The organism is Pseudomonas lijiangensis (assembly GCF_018968705.1).
Taxonomy (GTDB): domain Bacteria; phylum Pseudomonadota; class Gammaproteobacteria; order Pseudomonadales; family Pseudomonadaceae; genus Aquipseudomonas; species Aquipseudomonas lijiangensis.
The window spans coordinates 4,231,791-4,250,153 of the sequence record NZ_CP076668.1; the positions used below are offsets into that span (position 1 = coordinate 4,231,791).

Genomic DNA, 18,363 nt, shown 5'->3' on the forward strand with positions numbered 1-18,363 from the left:
ACCCTTGACCCTTCTCACCGAGCCGGCCGTGCATTTCGGCCCTTATCGGATCTACCCGCAGCAACGTCTGGTGCTGGAAGCTGGCCGTCCCGTGCGGCTGGGCAGTCGCGCCCTGGATATCCTGCTGATCCTTATCGAACATGCCGGGGATACGGTCAGCAAACAACAGCTCATTGCCCATGTCTGGCCCAGGACTGTGGTCGAGGACAGCAATCTGCGCGTACATATGGCTGCGCTGCGCAAAGCGCTGGGCGATGGCCAGGCGGGACAGCGTTACATTGTTACGGTTGCACAACGTGGTTACAGCTTTGTTGCTCCCATCGCCCTGCAACGGGTCGAACACAGGCCAGATGCCCCTATGAAAATCTCGACCAGCCACAATCTGCCCACTCGTCAATCGCGCATCCTGGGACGTGATGCACTGGTCAACAGGCTGGCAGGCCAACTGCAACAACACCGCTTCATTTCTCTGACGGGCCCCGGCGGCATCGGCAAGACCACGGTCGCCCTGCGGGTTGCGGAGCAGTTGATCGGCCAGTATCGCGATGGTATTCGTCTCATGGACCTGGCGCCCCTGACCGATCCGGCAATGGTCGCGACTCATCTGGCCCTGCTGCTCGATATCGCGGTACACGATGACGACCCCATGAGCCATCTTGGCGCCCACCTGCGCGATCGCCGGATGCTGCTGGTGATCGACAACTGCGAGCACATGGTCGATACCATTGCCCTGCTGAGCGAAAGCATTCTGCGCAGCGCCCCCGATGTACACATGCTGATCACCAGCCGCGAAAGCCTGCAGGTCGATGGCGAATGGGTCGAGCGACTGGAACCTCTGGACTGCCCGCCCTTCGAGGGTGTGAGCAGCGCCGAAGCCATGAATTTTGCGGCACTGCAATTGTTCGTCGAACGCGCCATGGCCAGTCAGGAACACTTTGAACTGACCGAAGCCAACCTGCCGATGGCCATTGAAATATGCCAGCGCCTGGATGGTATTCCCCTGGCCATCGAACTGGCCGCCGCTCAGGTGGGTAACCTGGGTTTCAGCAAGCTGCTCGAACACCTGCAAACCAGTTTCCGTCTTCACGGCCAAAGCCATCCGGATGGGTTGGCTCGCCACCAGACCTTGCGCGCCACGCTGGACTGGAGCTTCCAGATGCTGAGCGCCAGCGAGCAGACCTGCCTGCAACGCCTGAGTATCTTCAAGGATCGCTTCACCCTGGAGTCCGTCATGGCGGTGGTGGTGGATCCGCAGATCAGCCCGCAGGAAGTCATGGCCATCCTTCCCCAACTGGTCAGCAAATCGTTGCTCAATGTCGAGTTCGTGGACGACGAGGTCCTCTATCACTTGCTGGATACCACCCGCAGCCATGCACTGGAAAAACTGCTCCAGCACGAACGACTGCCCGAGCTTCGCGAACGCCATGCACGGCGCTGCCTGGCGCTCATGCAACAGTCACAGCAGGACTGGGAGCACATTCCCACTCAACAGTGGATCGACCGCTATATCTACAGCCTGGAAGACATAAGGACAGCACTGGAGTGGGGATTCAACAGCGCTCACGCGCAGAGGCTGGCCATCGAGCTGGTTGCCAACAGCACGCCTCTCTGGCAGGAGTTATCGTTGCTCAAGGAGCACGACTTTTATGTGCGCAAGGCATTGAAGCTGCTGGAAGCCGATCCCCTTGCCCCCGCTAATCTGCTGATCCCCCTGAAGCTGGCACTGGGCAGCATTTCCTTTCATACCCGTAACGGCACGCCCGAAGCGCTGGACGCTTTCATGAGCGCACGGGTATTGGCCGAACATGACAATGATCTGGCTGGCCAGTTACAGGCCATTTCCGGAAAGATGATCGTTGACGTGTGTCGCGGTGATTACCTGCAAGCCCTTGAACAGAATCGCCAGTTCAATCGGCTGGGAATGAACACCGATACCTTTATCTGCATGAGCACCCATCGCCTACGGGTTCTGGCGCTGCACTTTTCCGGCGATCAGACTCTGGCACGGCTGAATGCCGAGCAGGTCATCCAGCGCATGGCCCAAAGCGGACATCCTCATCAGTTCACCTATGTTTTCGGCGTGCAGTACGATCAGAGCGTTGCGGCCCTGACCATTCTGGCGCGCATTCTCTGGCTGCAAGGCCGTCCCGAACTTGCGTGGCAGACCGCCCGGCAGGCGCTGGACATTGCCCTGCAGATCAACCATGGAACGTCCATCTGCCACACCCTCTCCCTGGCCGGTTGCTCCATCGCCCTCTATAACGGCGATACCCAGACAGCCAGCGAGTTGTTGAAGCTGCTGCGCGATCAGTCGCAAAGGCATTCGGCGCTGCTGTTTTATGACTGGGGGCAGCGCTATGCGCAGTTGATGACGTCTCCAGCCACCGAGAACAATTTTGCGGACAGCACCGGGTTCATCAGAGACATCATGATCACCCTGCGTCCAGGCCCGATCGACGATGTCCTGTTCGAGCGGGCGCAAAGCGGAGCAGCAGGCTGGTGCACGTCGGAAATCCTGCGCGCCAGAGCCGACACTCTCCCACCTGAAGAGGCCGACACCGCAGAAGCCCTATTGCTCAAGGCATTGAGCGTGGCGCAAAAACAGGGTGCCCTGGCCTGGGAACTGCGCAGCGCTACGTCACTCGCCAGACTCAAGCAGCGTCAGGGCCACAGGCAGCAGGCATACGCTTTGCTGGAGCCTGTGCATGCACGATTCACCGAAGGCTTCACAACGCCGGACCTGATCGCGGCCCAGCAATTACTCGATCAGTTGCGGTGACGGAGCGCGCGCTGCTGCGAAGCGCTCCATACCGAGATAACGTGCAAGACGCGCCTCGTATATTCGCCCGTCACCACTGGCTTGCAGTTTCTCCAGCGCATAGAAACGAGTGGTGCGCAGCAAGTCATAACGCAAGGTGCCACCGCCCTGGCTTATCGACAGCAGCGACTTGTCTACCAGTTGCTCCAGTGCCTTGCCGATGCCTTCGGCGTGCAACGAAACACAGGTGCAGACCGCAATGGCAGCCGACTTCGTGAAGGCCGAACCAAAGACCGCAATACGCTGCAGTACGATTTGCTCGTGCAGACTCAGTCGCTCGAAACTCCAGTCCAGGGAGGCCTTGAAGGTCTGGTGACGCAGGACAGAAGTGCGCCGGCCAAAGCCCGGCAAATGAACCCCCTTGTCCAGTTGAGCTTGCAAACCCGTCAATCCGAACACGTCGATTCTGGCAGCCGCCAGTTCGATCGCCAGAGGGATGCCATCGAGCCGTCGACAGATATCAGCCACGATCGCGACATCCTGTTTACGCAAGACAAACCCTTGTCTGGAGGCCTGGGCACGACGGACAAAAAGCTGCATGGCCGAACAGGCCATGGCGTCACGCGTGCCTGCGGATGCAATGGTCAGCGCCGGCAGCCCCAACACGGATTCGCCTCTGGCCTGCAGCGCTTGACGGCTGGTCACCAGAATCGACAGATGAGCACAGGCCGGCAACAGGGTTTCGGCCCAGCGTCGACTGTTTTCAAGCTGATGCTCGCAACCGTCGAAGATCAACAACGCACGCCGGCCGGCCAGGGTCGAGGCCAGATCAGCCAGAGACGAGTCTCTGCCAAGCCCCAGCGCCAAAGCCATTTGACCGGCCACCTGCTGCGGATCATCCAGAACAGAAAAGTCGATAAGCCAGGCACCGTCCGGGTAATGCCTGAGCAGTGATTCGGCGACCCGGCAGGCCACCGTGGTCTTGCCGATGCCGCCAGGCCCGACCAGGGTCATGAGCCGTACTCCCGGCAACTGACGCACGATCCTGCCCACCACTTCATCGCGCCCAATCACCGATGTCAGGCGCGCAGGCAGATTGTGCTTGGGCGCATTGACCTGCGGAGTCACCTCCACGTGCTCGACCCTGGCCACGAAGCAATAACCTCGCAGAGGCACCGTCTCGATAAAGCGCTGACCTTCCTGCCCGTCTTTCAAGGCTCGGCGCAAGGCCGCGACCTGCACGCGCAAATTGATATCTTCGACGATAGAGTCAGGCCAGACCTGAGCAATGAGGCTGTTCTTGCTGACAATGCTGCCCGCCTGCCCGATCAGCACCTGAAGGATATCAAGCGCCCTGCTCCCGACACGCAATGCTTTGTCGCCCTGCATCACCAGACGCTGACGAACATCAAACACATAGGGACCGAAACGCAACACCGAATCGTTGTGAATATTCTTGAGGCTGTCCATATCCGTTCACGCGCCGTTAAACCCGGCTATCCGGACCACCGCACGCCCCTTGCAAAAGATTCGTGTTTATCTTGGCAGGCAGGAAAACCGGGACAACCGGGACAGGAGGCGCGATACGGTCATTGCGGTGCGCAATACGGACAAAGAGATTGGTATGTAATATTGGATCTCATCAAAAAACGCAAAGCGATGAGTGAAAAGCCAATTTTTGTAGGACAAGATCGAGCGGTGCTCTGTAAATCTGAGGTGAAGCATATATCCATATGCCTTTTAAGGCAGAAATAACATCTCTCCAGATAAATCCGACCCTATCTGCTAATGCCGATCAATTAAGGTCACAAATCACTTTGTGGGAGGCCGCTTGCTCACGACGTCAGTATACAGACGCAAAACATCTGCCGGCTTTCAGACTTTTCGCCAGCAAGCTGCTCCCATAAGCCTTGTTTACGTCGTAACTAATCTGAATTACTCGTGTAAAAATATTTTTCTAGCGCATTAAAAAATTTTAACGAACCCCTTTCCTATCATTGAAGCCCCCAACACTTTAACGACACGCCAAAAAAGGACAAAATTTAATTTGCAGACTCCCAAAATCATGCATTAACATCTCAAAACTTACCACTTTCAGAGAAACCACATGCCCACTGCAGTAGTACTAATAACACTTTACATACTCCTACCAATTATTTGGGGAACAAAAAAACACTATTCAACCCCTAAAAACTACAAAACCCTGATCCGCCAACTGTCACCCCTGACTAAAAAATTGAAAAATCTAGATACAGAAACGATTATTTCCATTATATTCTGGATTGCCACCTCCCTCCTATACATCTTTGTTTTTCTCCAAGCAAAAGGTGTGACACAGTCAAAATTTTTTGGCCGCTCCTTATTATTTTTCTGCTCAGCAACCCCCCTATTACTATTTATAATAAAATTCAAAATCCTCCTATTCATACGCAGCAATTATTCTTGGCTAAAATGGACTGCTGGTGTAATAGGTGTGATAGTCACTATTTTTGCAAGCGTGTACGCTGATGAAATGATTGTAAAAGCCACACACTCAAGAGCAGAAAATTTTCCTGCGGCACAACGAGTACTAATAGTTGCAAACTCACTTCTGGCATATTACTACCTCATGATATTTACCATACTTACTGTCTGTGCATTTCAAATGTTTTATATTTTCTTCAAAGAAATGATTCGAGACAAATACCTGAGCAAATACATTCGAGCCTGGAATATTATTCTCCAAAAAAAACCAAGCAAAGCCCATTACAAAAAAGCAAACTTTAGTGATCTTTCACTAGTTGTAGGACTTCTACTTTGCAGCACAGGCATGATAAAGCTTGGCGAGATACATCTTAATGAAAACTCACTCAACACGAACATTCAACGGATTATTATTTTTTCCTCTTTTCATGCAAGACCAGAAGATTGTGACATGGAATATAGCGACCGTATCTTCGTTGCTATTTTACCTTTTGATAAGATGGTTACTGCTACCCGCACCGAAAACGGGACGTATGATTTTAAGTCGGGACGATGCCAACGCTAACAGTTTTTGATAATAAACACTGCCCCTATTCATCCTTCAACTTTAAATATCAATACTTTTCTAGTTGGGCTGACCTTGATCAACAGCTGAAGCGCTCGTTACGCTCATGGAGAATTCGCGCAATGAAAACGATATCTTGCTTGACGATATAGCTCACAACAAACGGGTAGCGATTAAGTACCAACTCCCGAACATCAGGATTCTGGGCTGGTCGCCCCATGCCCGGAAATGCTTCAAGTTGTTCAATCGAGGCGAAAATTTCGGAAATTACTGTATCGGCTCGAAGGTCGCCTATAAGTGCCGCGTAATAACCATGAATGGCATCAAGGTCGCTATCAGCTTTTTCACTTAACTCGATTTGCGGCACGTGCTGCCCACTTGGCTTTAACAGTTTCCAGTTTGATCGTTTTCCCGGCCTCGATGTCAGTAAGCCCTTCGCTGACAGCCTTTACGTGCCAGGATTCTGCTTCGACATAGCGGGTCAAGGCTCGCTTAAGGTGGTACTGACGATCACGATCCGTAGCCAAGGCGAGCTGATCAAGCATTTCAATCAGACCTTCTTCAACACGGAATGACAAAACAGGGGATGCCATGATAGCTCCTTGATGATGGTCGTATACGTTGCATACACAACATGCGCAAGTATACGACGAACATTACGCATATTCCACGGCCTGCTCCACTCAACGGAACCGTAGCTATGCAGCACAAAGCCTAACTGAACTGCTCACGATACTGGGCTGGCGTCAGCCCGATCTTGCCGCTGAACAGGAAGCGCATGTGTCGCACACTGCCGAAGCCGCTTTTATAAGCCACGGTCTTGAGTGGCAGCTCTGTGGTTTCCAGCAGGTTCCGGGCGTGATCGATGCGGGCGCTCTGCAGGAAGTCCATGGGTGTCATCCCGACTTCACGGGCAAAGGTGCGAGCGAAGTGTCGGGCACTCATATTGGCGAGGCCGGCCATGCGCTCGACGCTGAAGGCCTCATCCAGATGCTCCAGCACGTAGTTCTGTACACGGGTAACGGGGGTTTCCTGCAAGGCAATGGCAGTCATCAAGGGGCTGAACTGCGCCTGGCCGCCCTGGCGCCTCATCAATACCAGCAACACTTTGGCCACATCCTGGGCGACCTTCTTGCCATGATCCTGGGCAACGACCGCAAGCGAGAGGTCGATACCGGCAGTGACGCCACCGGAGGTCATGAGGTTGCGATCACGGATGTAGATCTGATCGGTTTCCACCTGCGCCTTGGGGAAGCGCTTGATGAGCCGGTCCGTATAATGCCAGTGAGTGGTCACGCGATGTCCGTCGAGCAGACCGGCATCCCCCAGAATGAAGGCCCCGGTACAAATGGAGCCATAGCAGGAAGACCGAGGCGCGACCTCATTCAGCCAGTTCAACAAAGGCTGGTGTCTTTCGTTGTAAGCCCCTGGACCTCCAGGTATCAACAGAAGGTCGTAGTCTTCCACGGCCTGGTCCATATGCCGATCGGCCACGATGTTGACGCCGCTGGACGCACGAAGCGCACCCAGCTCGGTGCCAATGGTCGTTATCCGGTAATGCTTGTCGGGCGCCAGATAGCGATTGGCAATGGAAAAAACCTCGATAGGCCCGGCCATGTCGAGCAAGAGAAAGTCCGGGAACAGCACCATCGCCACGGTTTTCATGAGTTTCGCATCGTTTGAATGAAGACAGGCTGCACATTATGAACAAGATGGCCCGGCTCTGCTGGCCACTCGAAACTGTCAACCAGAACAGGACAGTCATTCGTTTTTCAGCTACTTATTGCCAGCCCCGATAACCAGTAACCTTTCTCTCACTAGGTCGATACCTGAATTTGCAGCCTCGACATCTGAATGGAGAAAGAATCATGCTGACTCTTCGCAAAGCTTCCGATCGTGGCGCAGCCAACCATGGCTGGCTGAAATCCTTTCACACCTTCTCGTTTGCCAGCTACTACAACCCGCTGGAACAGGGATTTTCCGATCTGCTGGTGATCAATGACGACCGTGTCGCAGCAGGCAAAGGGTTCGGCCAGCACCCCCATCGCGACATGGAGATTTTCTCCTATGTGCTCGAAGGTGCTTTGGAGCACAAGGACACTCTGGGGACCGGCTCGGTGATCCGCCCTGGCGATGTGCAATTGATGAGCGCTGGCAGCGGCGTCGCCCACAGCGAGTTCAATCACTCGGCAAGCGAGCCGGTGCATTTCCTGCAGATCTGGATTGTGCCGAATGTGGCTGGTGCGCAACCGACCTATCAGCAGGAACACTTCAGCCCGGAACAGAAGCGCGGACGCCTGAAGCTGATCATTTCCCCCGAAGGGAACGATGGCTCCTTGAAAGTCCGTCAGGATGCCCGGGTCTATGCCGGTCTGTTCGACGGTAATGAATCGGCCAGCCTTGAACTGGCAGCCGATCGCCATGCCTACGTACATGTCGCCCGTGGCAGCGTTGTACTCAATGGTGAGCGTCTCGGGGCAGGCGATGGTGTGCGCCTGCGTGACGAACAGCAGATTCACTTGAGTGAAGGCGTCGATGCCGAAGTACTGGTTTTCGACCTGCGGCCGAACGAGCGGCCACAGATGCCTTGAAGATTCTTTCTATATATAGAAAGAAAAAGCGCGCCTCCTGATGACTGGGAGGCTCGCGAAGGGAAAAAACGCAAAAACAAGAACGCCGCTCAATGAGCGGCGTTCTTGAAGAATATGGAGCGGGAAACGAGACTCGAACTCGCGACCCCGACCTTGGCAAGGTCGTGCTCTACCAACTGAGCTATTCCCGCAATGGCGTCCCCTAGGGGACTCGAACCCCTGTTACCGCCGTGAAAGGGCGGTGTCCTAGGCCACTAGACGAAGGGGACACGCTACCCGGAACACATGGTGTGTGTTCCAGTGTCCAGATCCGCATCCGAAGATTTGGTTCTGGTTTCACTCAACCCCGCCCGAAAGCAGAATTGTATAAAACTGGAGCGGGAAACGAGACTCGAACTCGCGACCCCGACCTTGGCAAGGTCGTGCTCTACCAACTGAGCTATTCCCGCAATATGGCGTCCCCTAGGGGACTCGAACCCCTGTTACCGCCGTGAAAGGGCGGTGTCCTAGGCCACTAGACGAAGGGGACACACGTGCAACATTCACTACTTACTGCGCTTCGCTGTGTGCTTTACGCTGTAAGTGGCGCGCATTCTATGGATGGTTTGGCAGGCCGTCAACCCCCTTCTGAAAATTTATTTAAATCAATGACTTCGCCCCTCTTTAAGGTTCACGCCGCTGGCCGGAAAACTATTGCCTCAGGAGAAAATTTAGTTGCAATGTCCGACGGAGGCATCTATGCGCAATAGTGCTTAGCCACTACACTCGCACAATAATTTATGGAAAAAATGAGGTTTGCGCAGTGACACCACTCATGATCACGTTGATGGTAGTAGCTGGTATCGCGCTGCTTATAGCGATTGGCTACCTGAACCATGTCGCTGAAAACAGCAAACTGGACAAGGCTCGTGCAAAGGTAGAGCTCAACGACCGGCTACGGCGTTGCAGTGAAATCAGCGAGACCTTCCCCGGCCAGTTGATGTCGCCAGCCCTCAAGCTGTTGCTGACCCGCCTGGAGCTCAATGTCGTGCAGCGCATGCTGGCGCTGGAAAAAGGCAACCCACAGCTCAAGACCCGCGTGACCGAACTGGAAGAGCTGGTGGCACAGGGCGACCGTATCCAGGTCACCAACGCCGTCAGCCCGATCCAGACCGAAGCCAAGGCCAAGGACATTCGCTTTCTACTGGAAGCGCTGCATGGTCAGGTCACTCGCGCCGCTCATGACGGTTTCCTGCCAACCAGCGAAGCCAAGCACTGGATCCGCGAAATCCGCACCATCCTGGTGAACCTGCACATCGAGTTCTTCAATAACCTCGGCCAGCTTGCGCTCTCTCAAGAGCAGCCAGGTCAGGCCCGCCTGGCTTTCGAGCGCGGCGTGCAGTACCTGCGCAATCAGCCGGACCCTGTGACCTATCAGCAACAGTTGCAGGCCATGGAAAAACAACTGGCACGCGCCAACTCCATGGTGCTGACCAATACAGCGCCTACCGATGATGACGACAACGCCCTGACCGAAGGCCTGAAGGCCGACGAAGTCGAATCGGAATGGAAGAAGAAAGTCATCTACGATTGATGACCGCACCGCCGTTGCGCTGCACTGCGCAACGGCGGACAGGCTCCCGGCTCAGCAGTCGGTAGACGCCAGAAAGATAGCTGCCAGACGTTCGATCCCCTCCTGATCCTTCTCCTTGAATCGCCCGACTTGCGGGCTGTCCAGATCCAGCACGCCAATCAGACGCCCTTCCTTTATCAACGGAATGACCAGCTCGCTATTGGAGGCACTGTCGCAGGCGATGTGCCCCGCAAAAGTATGGACATCTTCCACTCGCTGGGTTTGCCGGCTTTGGGCCGCAGCACCGCATACACCACGCCCGAACGGGATGCGCACGCAGGCGACCTGCCCCTGGAACGGCCCGAGCACCAGCTCTTCGTTGCGATTCAGATAAAAACCTGCCCAGTTCAAATCCGCTATCTGGGTATAGAGAAACGCAGAAAACTGCGCGGCGTTGGCAATGAAGTCACGTTCATCGGCCAGCAGCGCCTGTAACTGTGCAGCCAACAGGTCATAACCTTCCTGGCCCGCACCCACGTCTTGCAAATCGATCATGCCTGTTGCTCCAACAATTTCAGGCCTACCCAGTAACGCGCAAACTGGTAGGCACAACGACCATTACGATTACCCCGCCCGGTCGCCCAACGGACAGCCGCCTTGTCCAGCTCTTCATCGCGCTGCCACGTCAGGCCGGCCTTCTGTGCGAGTTGGGTAATCCAGTGTTCCACGACATTCAGGAAGTGCTCCTGAGTGAACGGATAGAAAGACAGCCACAAGCCAAAGCGGTCCGACAGCGCTATCTTGTCTTCCACCGCCTCGCTGGGATGCAGCTCGCCTTCCACATGCTTCCAGTTTTCGTTATCGCTCTCCTTCTCCGGCACCAGATGGCGGCGGTTGGAGGTTGCATAGAGCAGCACATTATCCGGTGCCTGTTCGAGCGAGCCATCGAGCACGCTCTTGAGTACGCGATAGTCACCCTCCCCCGACTCGAAGGAAAGATCATCGCAGAACAGCACAAAACGCTGGGGCAGTTTCTGCAGTTGCTCGACCACTCGCGGCAGATCACCCAGATGGTCCCGTTCGATTTCGATCAGGCGCAGGCCTGCACCGGCATATTCAGCCAGCAAGGCCCGAATCAGCGAAGACTTGCCGGTGCCACGCGAGCCCCACAGCAACGCATGGTTGGCAGGCAGGCCATCGATGAACTGACGAGTATTGCGTCCCAACTGGTCCCGCTGCCGATCGACACCGATCAGGTCCGACAGGCGCATGTCCAGGCTGACCTCAAGGGGCAGCAGATAACCGCTGCGCCCTTCTCGCACCCAACGCGCCGCCAGAGTCGCGGACCAGTCCAGCGGCTCGCGAACGGCAGGCAACAAGGGCTCCAGACGAGTCAGCACGGCATCGGCGCGCTCCAGAAAAGCCATCAACCGAGAATCCACGAAACCTCCTTATATTTAACTGATTAACCACAAGGCCCGATCGGCTATGCTTGCCCCGCAATGAGCATCAGAAGTGACTGGACTTCCATGGATATATCGTTCACCAACAGGCTGTCGTTCAAGCAAGCCAGAATGGCCGTCCTGATCGGTTTCATTCTTGGAACCTTGCTCAGTCTGCTCCAGATTGCCCTCGATTATGCCAGCGAAGATGCTTCCATCGATCGTGAAATTGGCTCCCTGATGGAAATCAGCCATAACCCGGCATCGCGCATGGCGTACAACATCGACGCCGAACTGGCTCAGGAACTGACCCTGGGCCTGCTGCACTCCCCCGCCGTGGTCAGCGCCAGACTGACCGACAACAACAATATGGTGCTCTCCAGCGTCGAACGCCCCATGGCCACCGGACGCTATCGGGTACTCAGCGACTGGCTGTTCGGAGAAAGCCGGCATTTCGAAGAAGTCCTGCATCTGGACCATATGCCCACCGAGGTCATCGGCACCCTGAGCCTGACCGTCGACACCTTCGCCTTTGGCAGCCACTTCCTGCAGCGGGCCGAGATCACCCTGCTCAATGGCTTCGTGCGCAGCCTGGTGCTGGCCGGGATCCTGACCATGCTGTTCTACGCGACCCTGACCAAGCCGCTGGTGAACCTGATCCGGGATTTGAGCCGTCACGATCCGCGCAGCCCGATCCAGAAAAAAATGGCCTGCCCGCCCAATCATGAAAACGATGAAATCGGCGTACTGGTCAAGACGTTCAACCTGCATATCGAAACCATGAGCACCGAGTTCGCCAGACGTCGCGAGGCAGAGGACCGGCTCACCAATCACCTGAACGAACTGGAAAACATCGTTTCGGCACGCACCAACGAACTCAAGGCCAGCAACATTCGCCTCAGCCAGTCCAACGAGGAATTGCAGATCGCCCGCAGCACCGCCCTGGACATGGCCAATGCCCGCACGGCCTTCCTGGCGAACATGAGCCATGAGATCCGCACACCGCTCAATGGATTGCTGGGCATGCTGGCCCTGTCACTGGACGGCCCGCTCAGTGCCGAGCAACGCCAGCAACTGATGATTGCCCATGACTCGGGCAAAGTGCTGGTGGAACTGCTCAACGATATTCTCGACATGTCCAAGTTCAACGCAGGACAACTGGAAATCGAGCGCATCCCTTTCGATCTGGGCATGCTGGTCGAAGACACTGCCAACCTGCTCTCGCAGAACGCCGCCCCCAGCGTGGAACTGACCTGTCTGATTGCTCCGGACTTTCCGCCATTGGTGATCGGCGACCCCACGCGGGTCCGGCAGATCGTCAGCAACCTGCTCTCCAATGCGCTCAAATTCACCCGTTTCGGGCGCGTGGATGTGCGCCTGTCCTGCGTGCAGGATTCTGAAACCGGGGAAAACCGGGTGCGAATCGAAGTCCGGGACACCGGCATCGGCATCCCCAAGGAAGCTCAGGAGCGGATATTCCAGCCCTTCACCCAGGCCGAAGCCGCGATCACCCGGCAATTTGGCGGCACGGGCCTGGGCCTGTCCCTGACTCACAACCTGTGCGAAGCCATGAATGGCCGCCTGAGTATCCAGTCCCAGTCAGGCCTGGGCAGCCTGTTCTGCGCCGAACTGCCGTTGCCGGTACACCTGAAGGCGGTGACACCACCCGCGCTCAAAGGCCGCGTGACCGTGATCAGCAAGGCGGGCAGTGGTCTGGTGGAACTGCTTGGCACCCTGTTGCCCAGTTGGGGAGTCGCCTTCACTCGCCGAGGCATCGATGACCGGACCTGCGAGCAGGAGCTCGACCCCGATACCGACCTGGTGATCACCGATTGCCCGGAATGCCTGTTCTCGATTCGCCCCACCACACAGGTGCCTATCCTGCTGGTCACGGCCTATGGCAACTTCATGCCCGTCGAGCAGGTCAGCGCCCTGGCGCCCTTGCAGCAGCAGGCTCGACCGCTGGCCCGCAACGCGCTCTACAACACCTTGCGCCGCGCCCTGCACATGGAAGAACCCGGAATAAGCGAAACCTCTCCCGAAGAACTCGCAACCCAGCGTCCGGCACGCATCCTTCTGGTGGAAGACAACCCGGTCAATCAACTGGTCGCCAAAGGCATGCTCAGCAAGCTGGGCTGTGAAGTGATTGTCAGCGCCCATGGCGCAGAGGCCATCGAGCAACTGGAGCACAGCAGCTTCGATCTGGTCCTGATGGACTGCAACATGCCGGTCATGGACGGTTACGAGGCCAGCCGCCAGATCCGCAGCAGCGGGCGCTGGCCCGGCCTGCCTATCGTCGCCCTGACCGCCAATGCCATGCCCGAGGAGCGCGAACGTTGCAGGGCGGCCGGCATGAACGACTATCTGGCCAAACCGTTCCGCCGAGCAGAACTGGTCAGCATGCTGGACCAGTGGATTGCGCTCACACCGGGCAACCGTGCTATTTGAGCAAGGCTTCGATCTCGCCGGTCAGCTCTTCAGGCTTGGTGCGCGGGGAAAAACGCTTGACCAGCTTCCCCTCCTTGTCGACCAGAAACTTGGTGAAGTTCCACTTGATGCCCTGAGTCCCCAGAATGCCCGGTGCCCGCTTCTTCAACTGCACGAACAGCGGATGGGCGTTACCGCCATTGACGTCGACTTTCTTGAACAACGGGAAGCTGACCCCGTAGTTCAATTCGCAGAACTCCGAGATGGCGCCTTCATTGCCGGGCTCCTGCTTGCCGAACTGGTTGCAGGGAAAGCCCAGGACCACCAGCCCGCGGTCGCGGTATTGCTGCCATAGCGCTTCCAGCCCCTTGTATTGCGGGGTGAAACCACACTTGCTTGCCGTATTGACCACCAGCACCGCCTTGCCGGCGAAATCGGCCAGGGTCTTCTGCTCGCCCTTGATCGTGGTGCAAGGAATGCTCAACAGGTTTTCGCTCATGACGATGCCTCAAAAATGAATATTGACGTCCGGGTCTGCTGCCGCTTTCTCACGGCAGCGCCGGTAACAAAACAGCAACAGACCCTAGCGTGCAATTGAATGGCCTGCGCATTCAATTTCCTCTGTTGATAGAGGCCAATAAGCCAGACCACGCCAGTGACGGTTAAACCCGTGGCACCAGATCCAGACACACCGAATTGATGCAGTAACGCAGGCCGGTAGGTGGCGGACCATCGGGAAATACATGCCCCAAATGGGCGTCGCACTTGGCGCACACCACTTCGGTGCGAATCATCCCGTGGCTGATGTCCCGCACTTCGACCACCGCACCGCCTTCTATCGGCGCGTAGAAACTCGGCCAGCCACAGCCGGAATCGAACTTGGTGGTGGAATCGAACAGCGCTTCGTTACAGCACACACAATGATAGACACCTTCAGTCTTCGTGCCGTTGTACTTGCCGGTAAAGGGGCGTTCGGTCGCTTTCAGGCGACAGACGTTGTACTGCTCTGGATCGAGCATTTGCTTCCACTCTTCGAGCGTTTTGTGCAACTTGTCCACAGGTACACCTCCGAATCCGAAAAAGCCCGATCTGTGTCTTTTCCACGGATCGGGTGGCACGTATGATTGCGCCTCATCAGATGTCAGTCTGTCACCCGCGTTTGTCGCATACAAACCCATTTTCATCGGGTCATGTCCAGCGACCTTCGTTGCAAGCCAGCAACAACTCGTCCATTTTCGGGATCAATCACATGCAGTTCAGCAAATCGAACAAGCTCGCAAACGTCTGCTATGACATTCGCGGGCCAGTGCTCAAGCACGCCAAACGCCTGGAAGAGGAAGGCCATCGCATCCTCAAGCTGAATATCGGCAACCCGGCACCGTTTGGTTTCGAGGCGCCGGACGAAATCCTGCAGGACGTGATCCGCAACCTGCCGACCGCTCAGGGCTACAGCGACTCCAAGGGCCTGTTCAGCGCCCGCAAGGCCGTGATGCAGTACTACCAGCAGAAGCAGGTCGACGGCATCGGCATCGAAGACATCTATCTGGGCAACGGCGTCTCCGAACTGATCGTGATGTCGATGCAGGCGCTGCTCAACAACGGCGACGAAGTCCTGATCCCGGCTCCGGACTATCCGCTGTGGACTGCCGCTGTCAGCCTGGCAGGCGGCAACCCGGTGCATTACCTGTGCGACGAGCAGGCCAACTGGTGGCCTGACCTGCAGGACATCAAGGCCAAGATCACGCCGAACACCAAGGCCATGGTGATCATCAACCCGAACAACCCCACCGGCGCCGTGTATTCCAAGGAAGTGCTGCTGGGCATGCTGGAACTGGCCCGCCAGCACAATCTGGTAGTGTTCTCGGACGAGATCTACGACAAGATCCTCTACGACGAAGCCGTGCACATCAGCACCGCTTCCCTTGCGCCAGACCTGCTGTGCCTGACCTTCAACGGCCTGTCCAAGTCCTACCGCGTTGCGGGCTTCCGTTCCGGCTGGGTCGCCATTTCCGGTCCCAAGCACAATGCCCAGAGCTACATCGAAGGCATCGACATCCTGGCCAACATGCGCCTGTGCGCCAACGTACCCAGCCAGCACGCCATCCAGACCGCACTGGGCGGCTACCAGAGCATCAACGACCTGGTTCTGCCTCAGGGTCGCCTGCTGGAGCAACGCAACCGTACCTGGGAACTGCTCAACGACATTCCAGGCGTCAGCTGCGTCAAACCCATGGGCGCGCTGTACGCCTTCCCGCGTATCGACCCCAAGATCTGCCCGATCCACAACGACGAGAAGTTCGCCCTCGACCTGCTGCTTTCGGAAAAGCTGCTCGTTGTGCAAGGCACCGCATTCAACTGGCCGTGGCCTGACCACTTCCGCGTGGTGACATTGCCGCGTGTCGACGACCTGGAACAGGCCATCGGACGCATCGGCAACTTCGTCAAAGGCTACAAGCAGTAAACCCAAAGAGTCCACTGCCCCGACCCGATTCGGGGCAGTTCCTGCAATACCTCCCCGCCTTCTCGCATCCCCCTCAAGACGCCCACAGCCATGGCTCAGGTGCCGTTCAGGTTGGGAGGATTAACATCGAATACGACAAGAGGACACAGTTTGAAATAGTCCCTCTGTTGAATAGCAGCGGGCATCACCTTATATACCCGGCATCACGTTGCATTTATTCCCCAGGAGAACGTTTCGACCATGATGCGCATTTTGCTGTTTTTGGCCACTAACCTTGCGGTCGTGCTGATTGCCAGCATTACCTTGAGCCTTTTTGGCTTCAATGGGTTCATGGCGGCCAATGGGGTTGATCTCAACCTCAATCAGCTGCTGGTCTTCTGCGCCGTGTTCGGTTTCGCCGGCTCGCTGTTCTCGCTGCTCATCTCCAAGTGGTCGGCAAAAATGAGCACCGGCACGCAGATCATTACCCAGCCTCGCACTCGCCATGAGCAATGGTTGCTGCAGACCGTGGAGCAACTGTCCAGGGAAGCCGGTATCAAAATGCCGGAAGTCGGTATTTTCCCGGCCTACGAGGCCAACGCCTTCGCCACGGGCTGGAGCAAGAACGACGCTCTGGTTGCGGTGAGCCAGGGTTTGCTGGAGCGCTTCTCGCCCGACGAAGTCAAGGCAGTACTGGCCCACGAAATCGGTCACGTCGCCAATGGCGACATGGTGACACTGGCACTGGTACAGGGCGTGGTGAACACCTTCGTCATGTTCTTTGCACGGATCATCGGCAACTTCGTCGACAAGGTGATCTTCAAGACTGAAAACGGTCAAGGTATCGCCTACTACATCACCACGATCTTCGCTGAACTGGTCCTGGGCTTCCTGGCCAGCGCTATCGTGATGTGGTTCTCGCGCAAACGCGAATACCGGGCTGACGAAGCGGGCGCCCGACTGGCCGGCACCAGCGCAATGATTGGCGCACTGCAACGCCTGCGCTCCGAACAGGGCGTACCGGTCAATATGCCGAGCACCCTGAGCGCATTCGGCATCAACGGCGGCCTCAAGCACGGTCTGGCTGGCCTGTTCATGAGCCACCCGCCACTGGAAGAGCGTATCGAGGCGCTGCGCCGTCGCGGTTGATCCAGGGCTGTAACCGGAAGGGCGACGCGAGTCGCCCTTTTTTGTGCCTGCCTGATTGATGCCCCGGCAACGCTTCAGGAATTTCGATCAGAATACCTAAGAACTTATATTGGATTCCGATCAATGCCCTGCCCCAAGATAAGCGCATCCCAGACACTCAGGACCTCACCATGTTTCCCAGCCTGTTCATCTCCCACGGCTCTCCCATGCTCGCGCTGGAACCCGGCGAAAGCGGTCCGGCGCTGGCACGGCTGGCGAGAGAAATGCCTGCTCCCAAGGCCATCGTGATTGTTTCAGCCCATTGGGAAAGCACCGAGCTGATCGTCAACGGCAACCCGCAACCGGAAACCTGGCATGACTTCGGCGGCTTCCCGGCCGCTCTGTTCGCCGTCCAATATCCTGCAAGGGGTTTGCCGACGCTGACCGCCGAAGTGGTCGAACTGCTGGCCGCAAACGGATTGCCCGCCCGCACAGACAGCCGACGCCCTTTTGACCACGGCGTTTGGGTACCGCTGTCGTTGATGTACCCCCAAGCCGATATCCCGGTGGTGCAGGTTTCCCTGCCAAGCCGTCAGGGCCCGGCCTTGCAGACTCGCGTCGGCCAGGCAATCGCCAGCCTGCGCGAACAGGGTGTGCTGATCATAGGCTCCGGCAGCATTACCCATAACCTGCGGGAACTGGACTGGAATGCCGGCCCTGAAAGCATCGAGCCCTGGGCGAAAGCATTTCGTGACTGGATGATCGAACGACTGGAAAGCAACGACGAGTCGGCACTGCACAATTACCGGACCCTGGCACCCCACGCCGTGCGTAACCATCCGAGCGATGAGCACCTGTTGCCTCTGTATTTCGCCCGCGGAGCTGGCGGCAGATTCAGCATTGCCTATCAGGGCTTCACCATGGGCGCACTGGGCATGGATATCTACCGCTTCGACTGAGCAAATCCCGAGCAAAAAAAATCCCCGAACCAGTCGGG

Annotated in this window: 16 protein-coding genes and 4 tRNA genes; 8 read left to right on the forward strand and 12 right to left on the reverse strand. The window is 56.7% G+C overall.

Annotated elements, in window-relative coordinates:
• The first annotated feature begins 4 nt into the window (after positions 1-4).
• A complete protein-coding gene (locus KQP88_RS17535) occupies positions 5-2,779 on the forward strand; it encodes an ATP-binding protein (RefSeq protein ID WP_216703751.1) in 2,775 nt (924 codons plus the stop codon).
• Here KQP88_RS17535 and KQP88_RS17540 read toward each other — a convergent pair.
• On the reverse strand, positions 2,759-4,228 hold the full coding sequence (locus KQP88_RS17540) for an ATP-binding protein (protein ID WP_216703752.1): 1,470 nt from the start codon (positions 4,226-4,228) through the stop codon (positions 2,759-2,761). The two genes, KQP88_RS17535 and KQP88_RS17540, sit on opposite strands and share 21 nt — an antisense overlap.
• A gap of 637 nt (positions 4,229-4,865) precedes the next feature.
• On the opposite strand from KQP88_RS17540, the gene KQP88_RS17545 reads away from it, so the two are divergent.
• A complete protein-coding gene (locus tag KQP88_RS17545) occupies positions 4,866-5,786 on the forward strand; it encodes a hypothetical protein (protein ID WP_216703753.1) in 921 nt (306 codons plus the stop codon).
• A gap of 79 nt (positions 5,787-5,865) precedes the next feature.
• On the opposite strand, the gene KQP88_RS17550 is transcribed toward KQP88_RS17545, so the two are convergent.
• The 3 genes from KQP88_RS17550 to KQP88_RS17560 all read right to left on the reverse strand — a co-directional run bounded on the left by KQP88_RS17550 (position 5,866) and on the right by KQP88_RS17560 (position 7,451).
• The gene (locus KQP88_RS17550) at positions 5,866-6,153 is read right to left on the reverse strand and encodes a type II toxin-antitoxin system RelE/ParE family toxin (RefSeq protein WP_216703754.1); all 288 of its coding nucleotides are present in this window, start codon (positions 6,151-6,153) and stop codon (positions 5,866-5,868) included.
• Positions 6,131-6,379 (reverse strand): CopG family ribbon-helix-helix protein, encoded by a 249-nt coding sequence (locus KQP88_RS17555; RefSeq protein ID WP_216703755.1) that lies wholly within the window; start codon positions 6,377-6,379, stop codon positions 6,131-6,133. Before KQP88_RS17555 ends, KQP88_RS17550 begins: the two co-directional genes overlap by 23 nt.
• Positions 6,380-6,500: 121 nt before the next feature.
• Positions 6,501-7,451 carry a GlxA family transcriptional regulator gene (locus tag KQP88_RS17560; protein ID WP_216703756.1) on the reverse strand — a complete coding sequence of 317 codons (951 nt, stop codon included), beginning with the start codon at positions 7,449-7,451 and terminating at the stop codon, positions 6,501-6,503.
• A gap of 203 nt (positions 7,452-7,654) precedes the next feature.
• On the opposite strand from KQP88_RS17560, the gene KQP88_RS17565 reads away from it, so the two are divergent.
• Complete coding sequence (locus KQP88_RS17565; protein ID WP_216703757.1) at positions 7,655-8,377, forward strand: pirin family protein; 723 nt, start codon at positions 7,655-7,657, stop codon at positions 8,375-8,377.
• A 115-nt stretch (positions 8,378-8,492) separates the two neighbouring features.
• On the opposite strand, the gene KQP88_RS17570 is transcribed toward KQP88_RS17565, so the two are convergent.
• From KQP88_RS17570 to KQP88_RS17585, 4 genes are all read right to left on the reverse strand, one after another.
• Positions 8,493-8,568 (reverse strand) — tRNA-Gly (locus KQP88_RS17570).
• Positions 8,569-8,570: 2 nt separating this feature from the next.
• A tRNA-Glu gene (locus KQP88_RS17575) sits at positions 8,571-8,646 on the reverse strand.
• Between the two features lie 104 nt (positions 8,647-8,750).
• Positions 8,751-8,826, reverse strand: a tRNA-Gly gene (locus KQP88_RS17580).
• A gap of 4 nt (positions 8,827-8,830) precedes the next feature.
• Positions 8,831-8,906 (reverse strand) — tRNA-Glu (locus KQP88_RS17585).
• Between the two features lie 285 nt (positions 8,907-9,191).
• Here KQP88_RS17585 and KQP88_RS17590 point away from each other — a divergent pair.
• On the forward strand, positions 9,192-9,950 hold the full coding sequence (locus tag KQP88_RS17590) for a hypothetical protein (protein ID WP_216703758.1): 759 nt from the start codon (positions 9,192-9,194) through the stop codon (positions 9,948-9,950).
• 51 nt (positions 9,951-10,001) lie between these two features.
• On the opposite strand, the gene KQP88_RS17595 is transcribed toward KQP88_RS17590, so the two are convergent.
• Positions 10,002-10,484: a GAF domain-containing protein gene (locus KQP88_RS17595; RefSeq protein ID WP_200992591.1), complete on the reverse strand. Its 483-nt coding sequence runs from the start codon at positions 10,482-10,484 to the stop codon at positions 10,002-10,004.
• Positions 10,481-11,371 (reverse strand): ATP-binding protein, encoded by an 891-nt coding sequence (locus KQP88_RS17600; protein WP_025261258.1) that lies wholly within the window; start codon positions 11,369-11,371, stop codon positions 10,481-10,483. The genes KQP88_RS17595 and KQP88_RS17600 overlap by 4 nt, the downstream gene beginning before the upstream one ends.
• Positions 11,372-11,458: 87 nt before the next feature.
• Here KQP88_RS17600 and KQP88_RS17605 point away from each other — a divergent pair, with 87 nt between their 5' ends.
• A complete protein-coding gene (locus tag KQP88_RS17605; protein WP_216703759.1) occupies positions 11,459-13,819 on the forward strand; it encodes a hybrid sensor histidine kinase/response regulator in 2,361 nt (786 codons plus the stop codon).
• Here the strand turns inward: KQP88_RS17605 and KQP88_RS17610 are convergent.
• Together KQP88_RS17610 and msrB are read right to left on the reverse strand one after the other, a co-directional pair.
• The gene (locus tag KQP88_RS17610; RefSeq protein WP_216703760.1) at positions 13,812-14,297 is read right to left on the reverse strand and encodes a glutathione peroxidase; all 486 of its coding nucleotides are present in this window, start codon (positions 14,295-14,297) and stop codon (positions 13,812-13,814) included. The genes KQP88_RS17605 and KQP88_RS17610 overlap by 8 nt on opposite strands.
• A 163-nt stretch (positions 14,298-14,460) precedes the next feature.
• A complete protein-coding gene (gene msrB, locus KQP88_RS17615; protein WP_216703761.1) occupies positions 14,461-14,856 on the reverse strand; it encodes a peptide-methionine (R)-S-oxide reductase MsrB in 396 nt (131 codons plus the stop codon).
• A gap of 191 nt (positions 14,857-15,047) precedes the next feature.
• On the opposite strand from msrB, the gene KQP88_RS17620 reads away from it, so the two are divergent.
• From KQP88_RS17620 to KQP88_RS17630, 3 genes are all read left to right on the forward strand, one after another.
• On the forward strand, positions 15,048-16,259 hold the full coding sequence (locus tag KQP88_RS17620; RefSeq protein ID WP_216703762.1) for a pyridoxal phosphate-dependent aminotransferase: 1,212 nt from the start codon (positions 15,048-15,050) through the stop codon (positions 16,257-16,259).
• A gap of 240 nt (positions 16,260-16,499) precedes the next feature.
• Positions 16,500-17,387 (forward strand): protease HtpX, encoded by an 888-nt coding sequence (gene htpX, locus KQP88_RS17625; protein ID WP_216703763.1) that lies wholly within the window; start codon positions 16,500-16,502, stop codon positions 17,385-17,387.
• 170 nt (positions 17,388-17,557) lie between these two features.
• The gene (locus tag KQP88_RS17630; RefSeq protein WP_216703764.1) at positions 17,558-18,325 is read left to right on the forward strand and encodes a DODA-type extradiol aromatic ring-opening family dioxygenase; all 768 of its coding nucleotides are present in this window, start codon (positions 17,558-17,560) and stop codon (positions 18,323-18,325) included.
• Positions 18,326-18,363: the final 38 nt, after the last annotated feature.

Coding starts and splice junctions, on each gene's coding strand:
- KQP88_RS17540 (WP_216703752.1), bottom strand. CDS start 4,228: ATGGACAGCCTCAAGAATATTCACAACGATTCGGTGTTGCGTTTCGGT.
- KQP88_RS17545 (WP_216703753.1), top strand. CDS start 4,866: ATGCCCACTGCAGTAGTACTAATAACACTTTACATACTCCTACCAATT.
- KQP88_RS17555 (WP_216703755.1), bottom strand. CDS start 6,379: ATGGCATCCCCTGTTTTGTCATTCCGTGTTGAAGAAGGTCTGATTGAA.
- KQP88_RS17560 (WP_216703756.1), bottom strand. CDS start 7,451: ATGAAAACCGTGGCGATGGTGCTGTTCCCGGACTTTCTCTTGCTCGAC.
- KQP88_RS17565 (WP_216703757.1), top strand. CDS start 7,655: ATGCTGACTCTTCGCAAAGCTTCCGATCGTGGCGCAGCCAACCATGGC.
- KQP88_RS17590 (WP_216703758.1), top strand. CDS start 9,192: ATGATCACGTTGATGGTAGTAGCTGGTATCGCGCTGCTTATAGCGATT.
- KQP88_RS17595 (WP_200992591.1), bottom strand. CDS start 10,484: ATGATCGATTTGCAAGACGTGGGTGCGGGCCAGGAAGGTTATGACCTG.
- KQP88_RS17605 (WP_216703759.1), top strand. CDS start 11,459: ATGGATATATCGTTCACCAACAGGCTGTCGTTCAAGCAAGCCAGAATG.
- KQP88_RS17610 (WP_216703760.1), bottom strand. CDS start 14,297: ATGAGCGAAAACCTGTTGAGCATTCCTTGCACCACGATCAAGGGCGAG.
- KQP88_RS17620 (WP_216703762.1), top strand. CDS start 15,048: ATGCAGTTCAGCAAATCGAACAAGCTCGCAAACGTCTGCTATGACATT.
- htpX (WP_216703763.1), top strand. CDS start 16,500: ATGATGCGCATTTTGCTGTTTTTGGCCACTAACCTTGCGGTCGTGCTG.
- KQP88_RS17630 (WP_216703764.1), top strand. CDS start 17,558: ATGTTTCCCAGCCTGTTCATCTCCCACGGCTCTCCCATGCTCGCGCTG.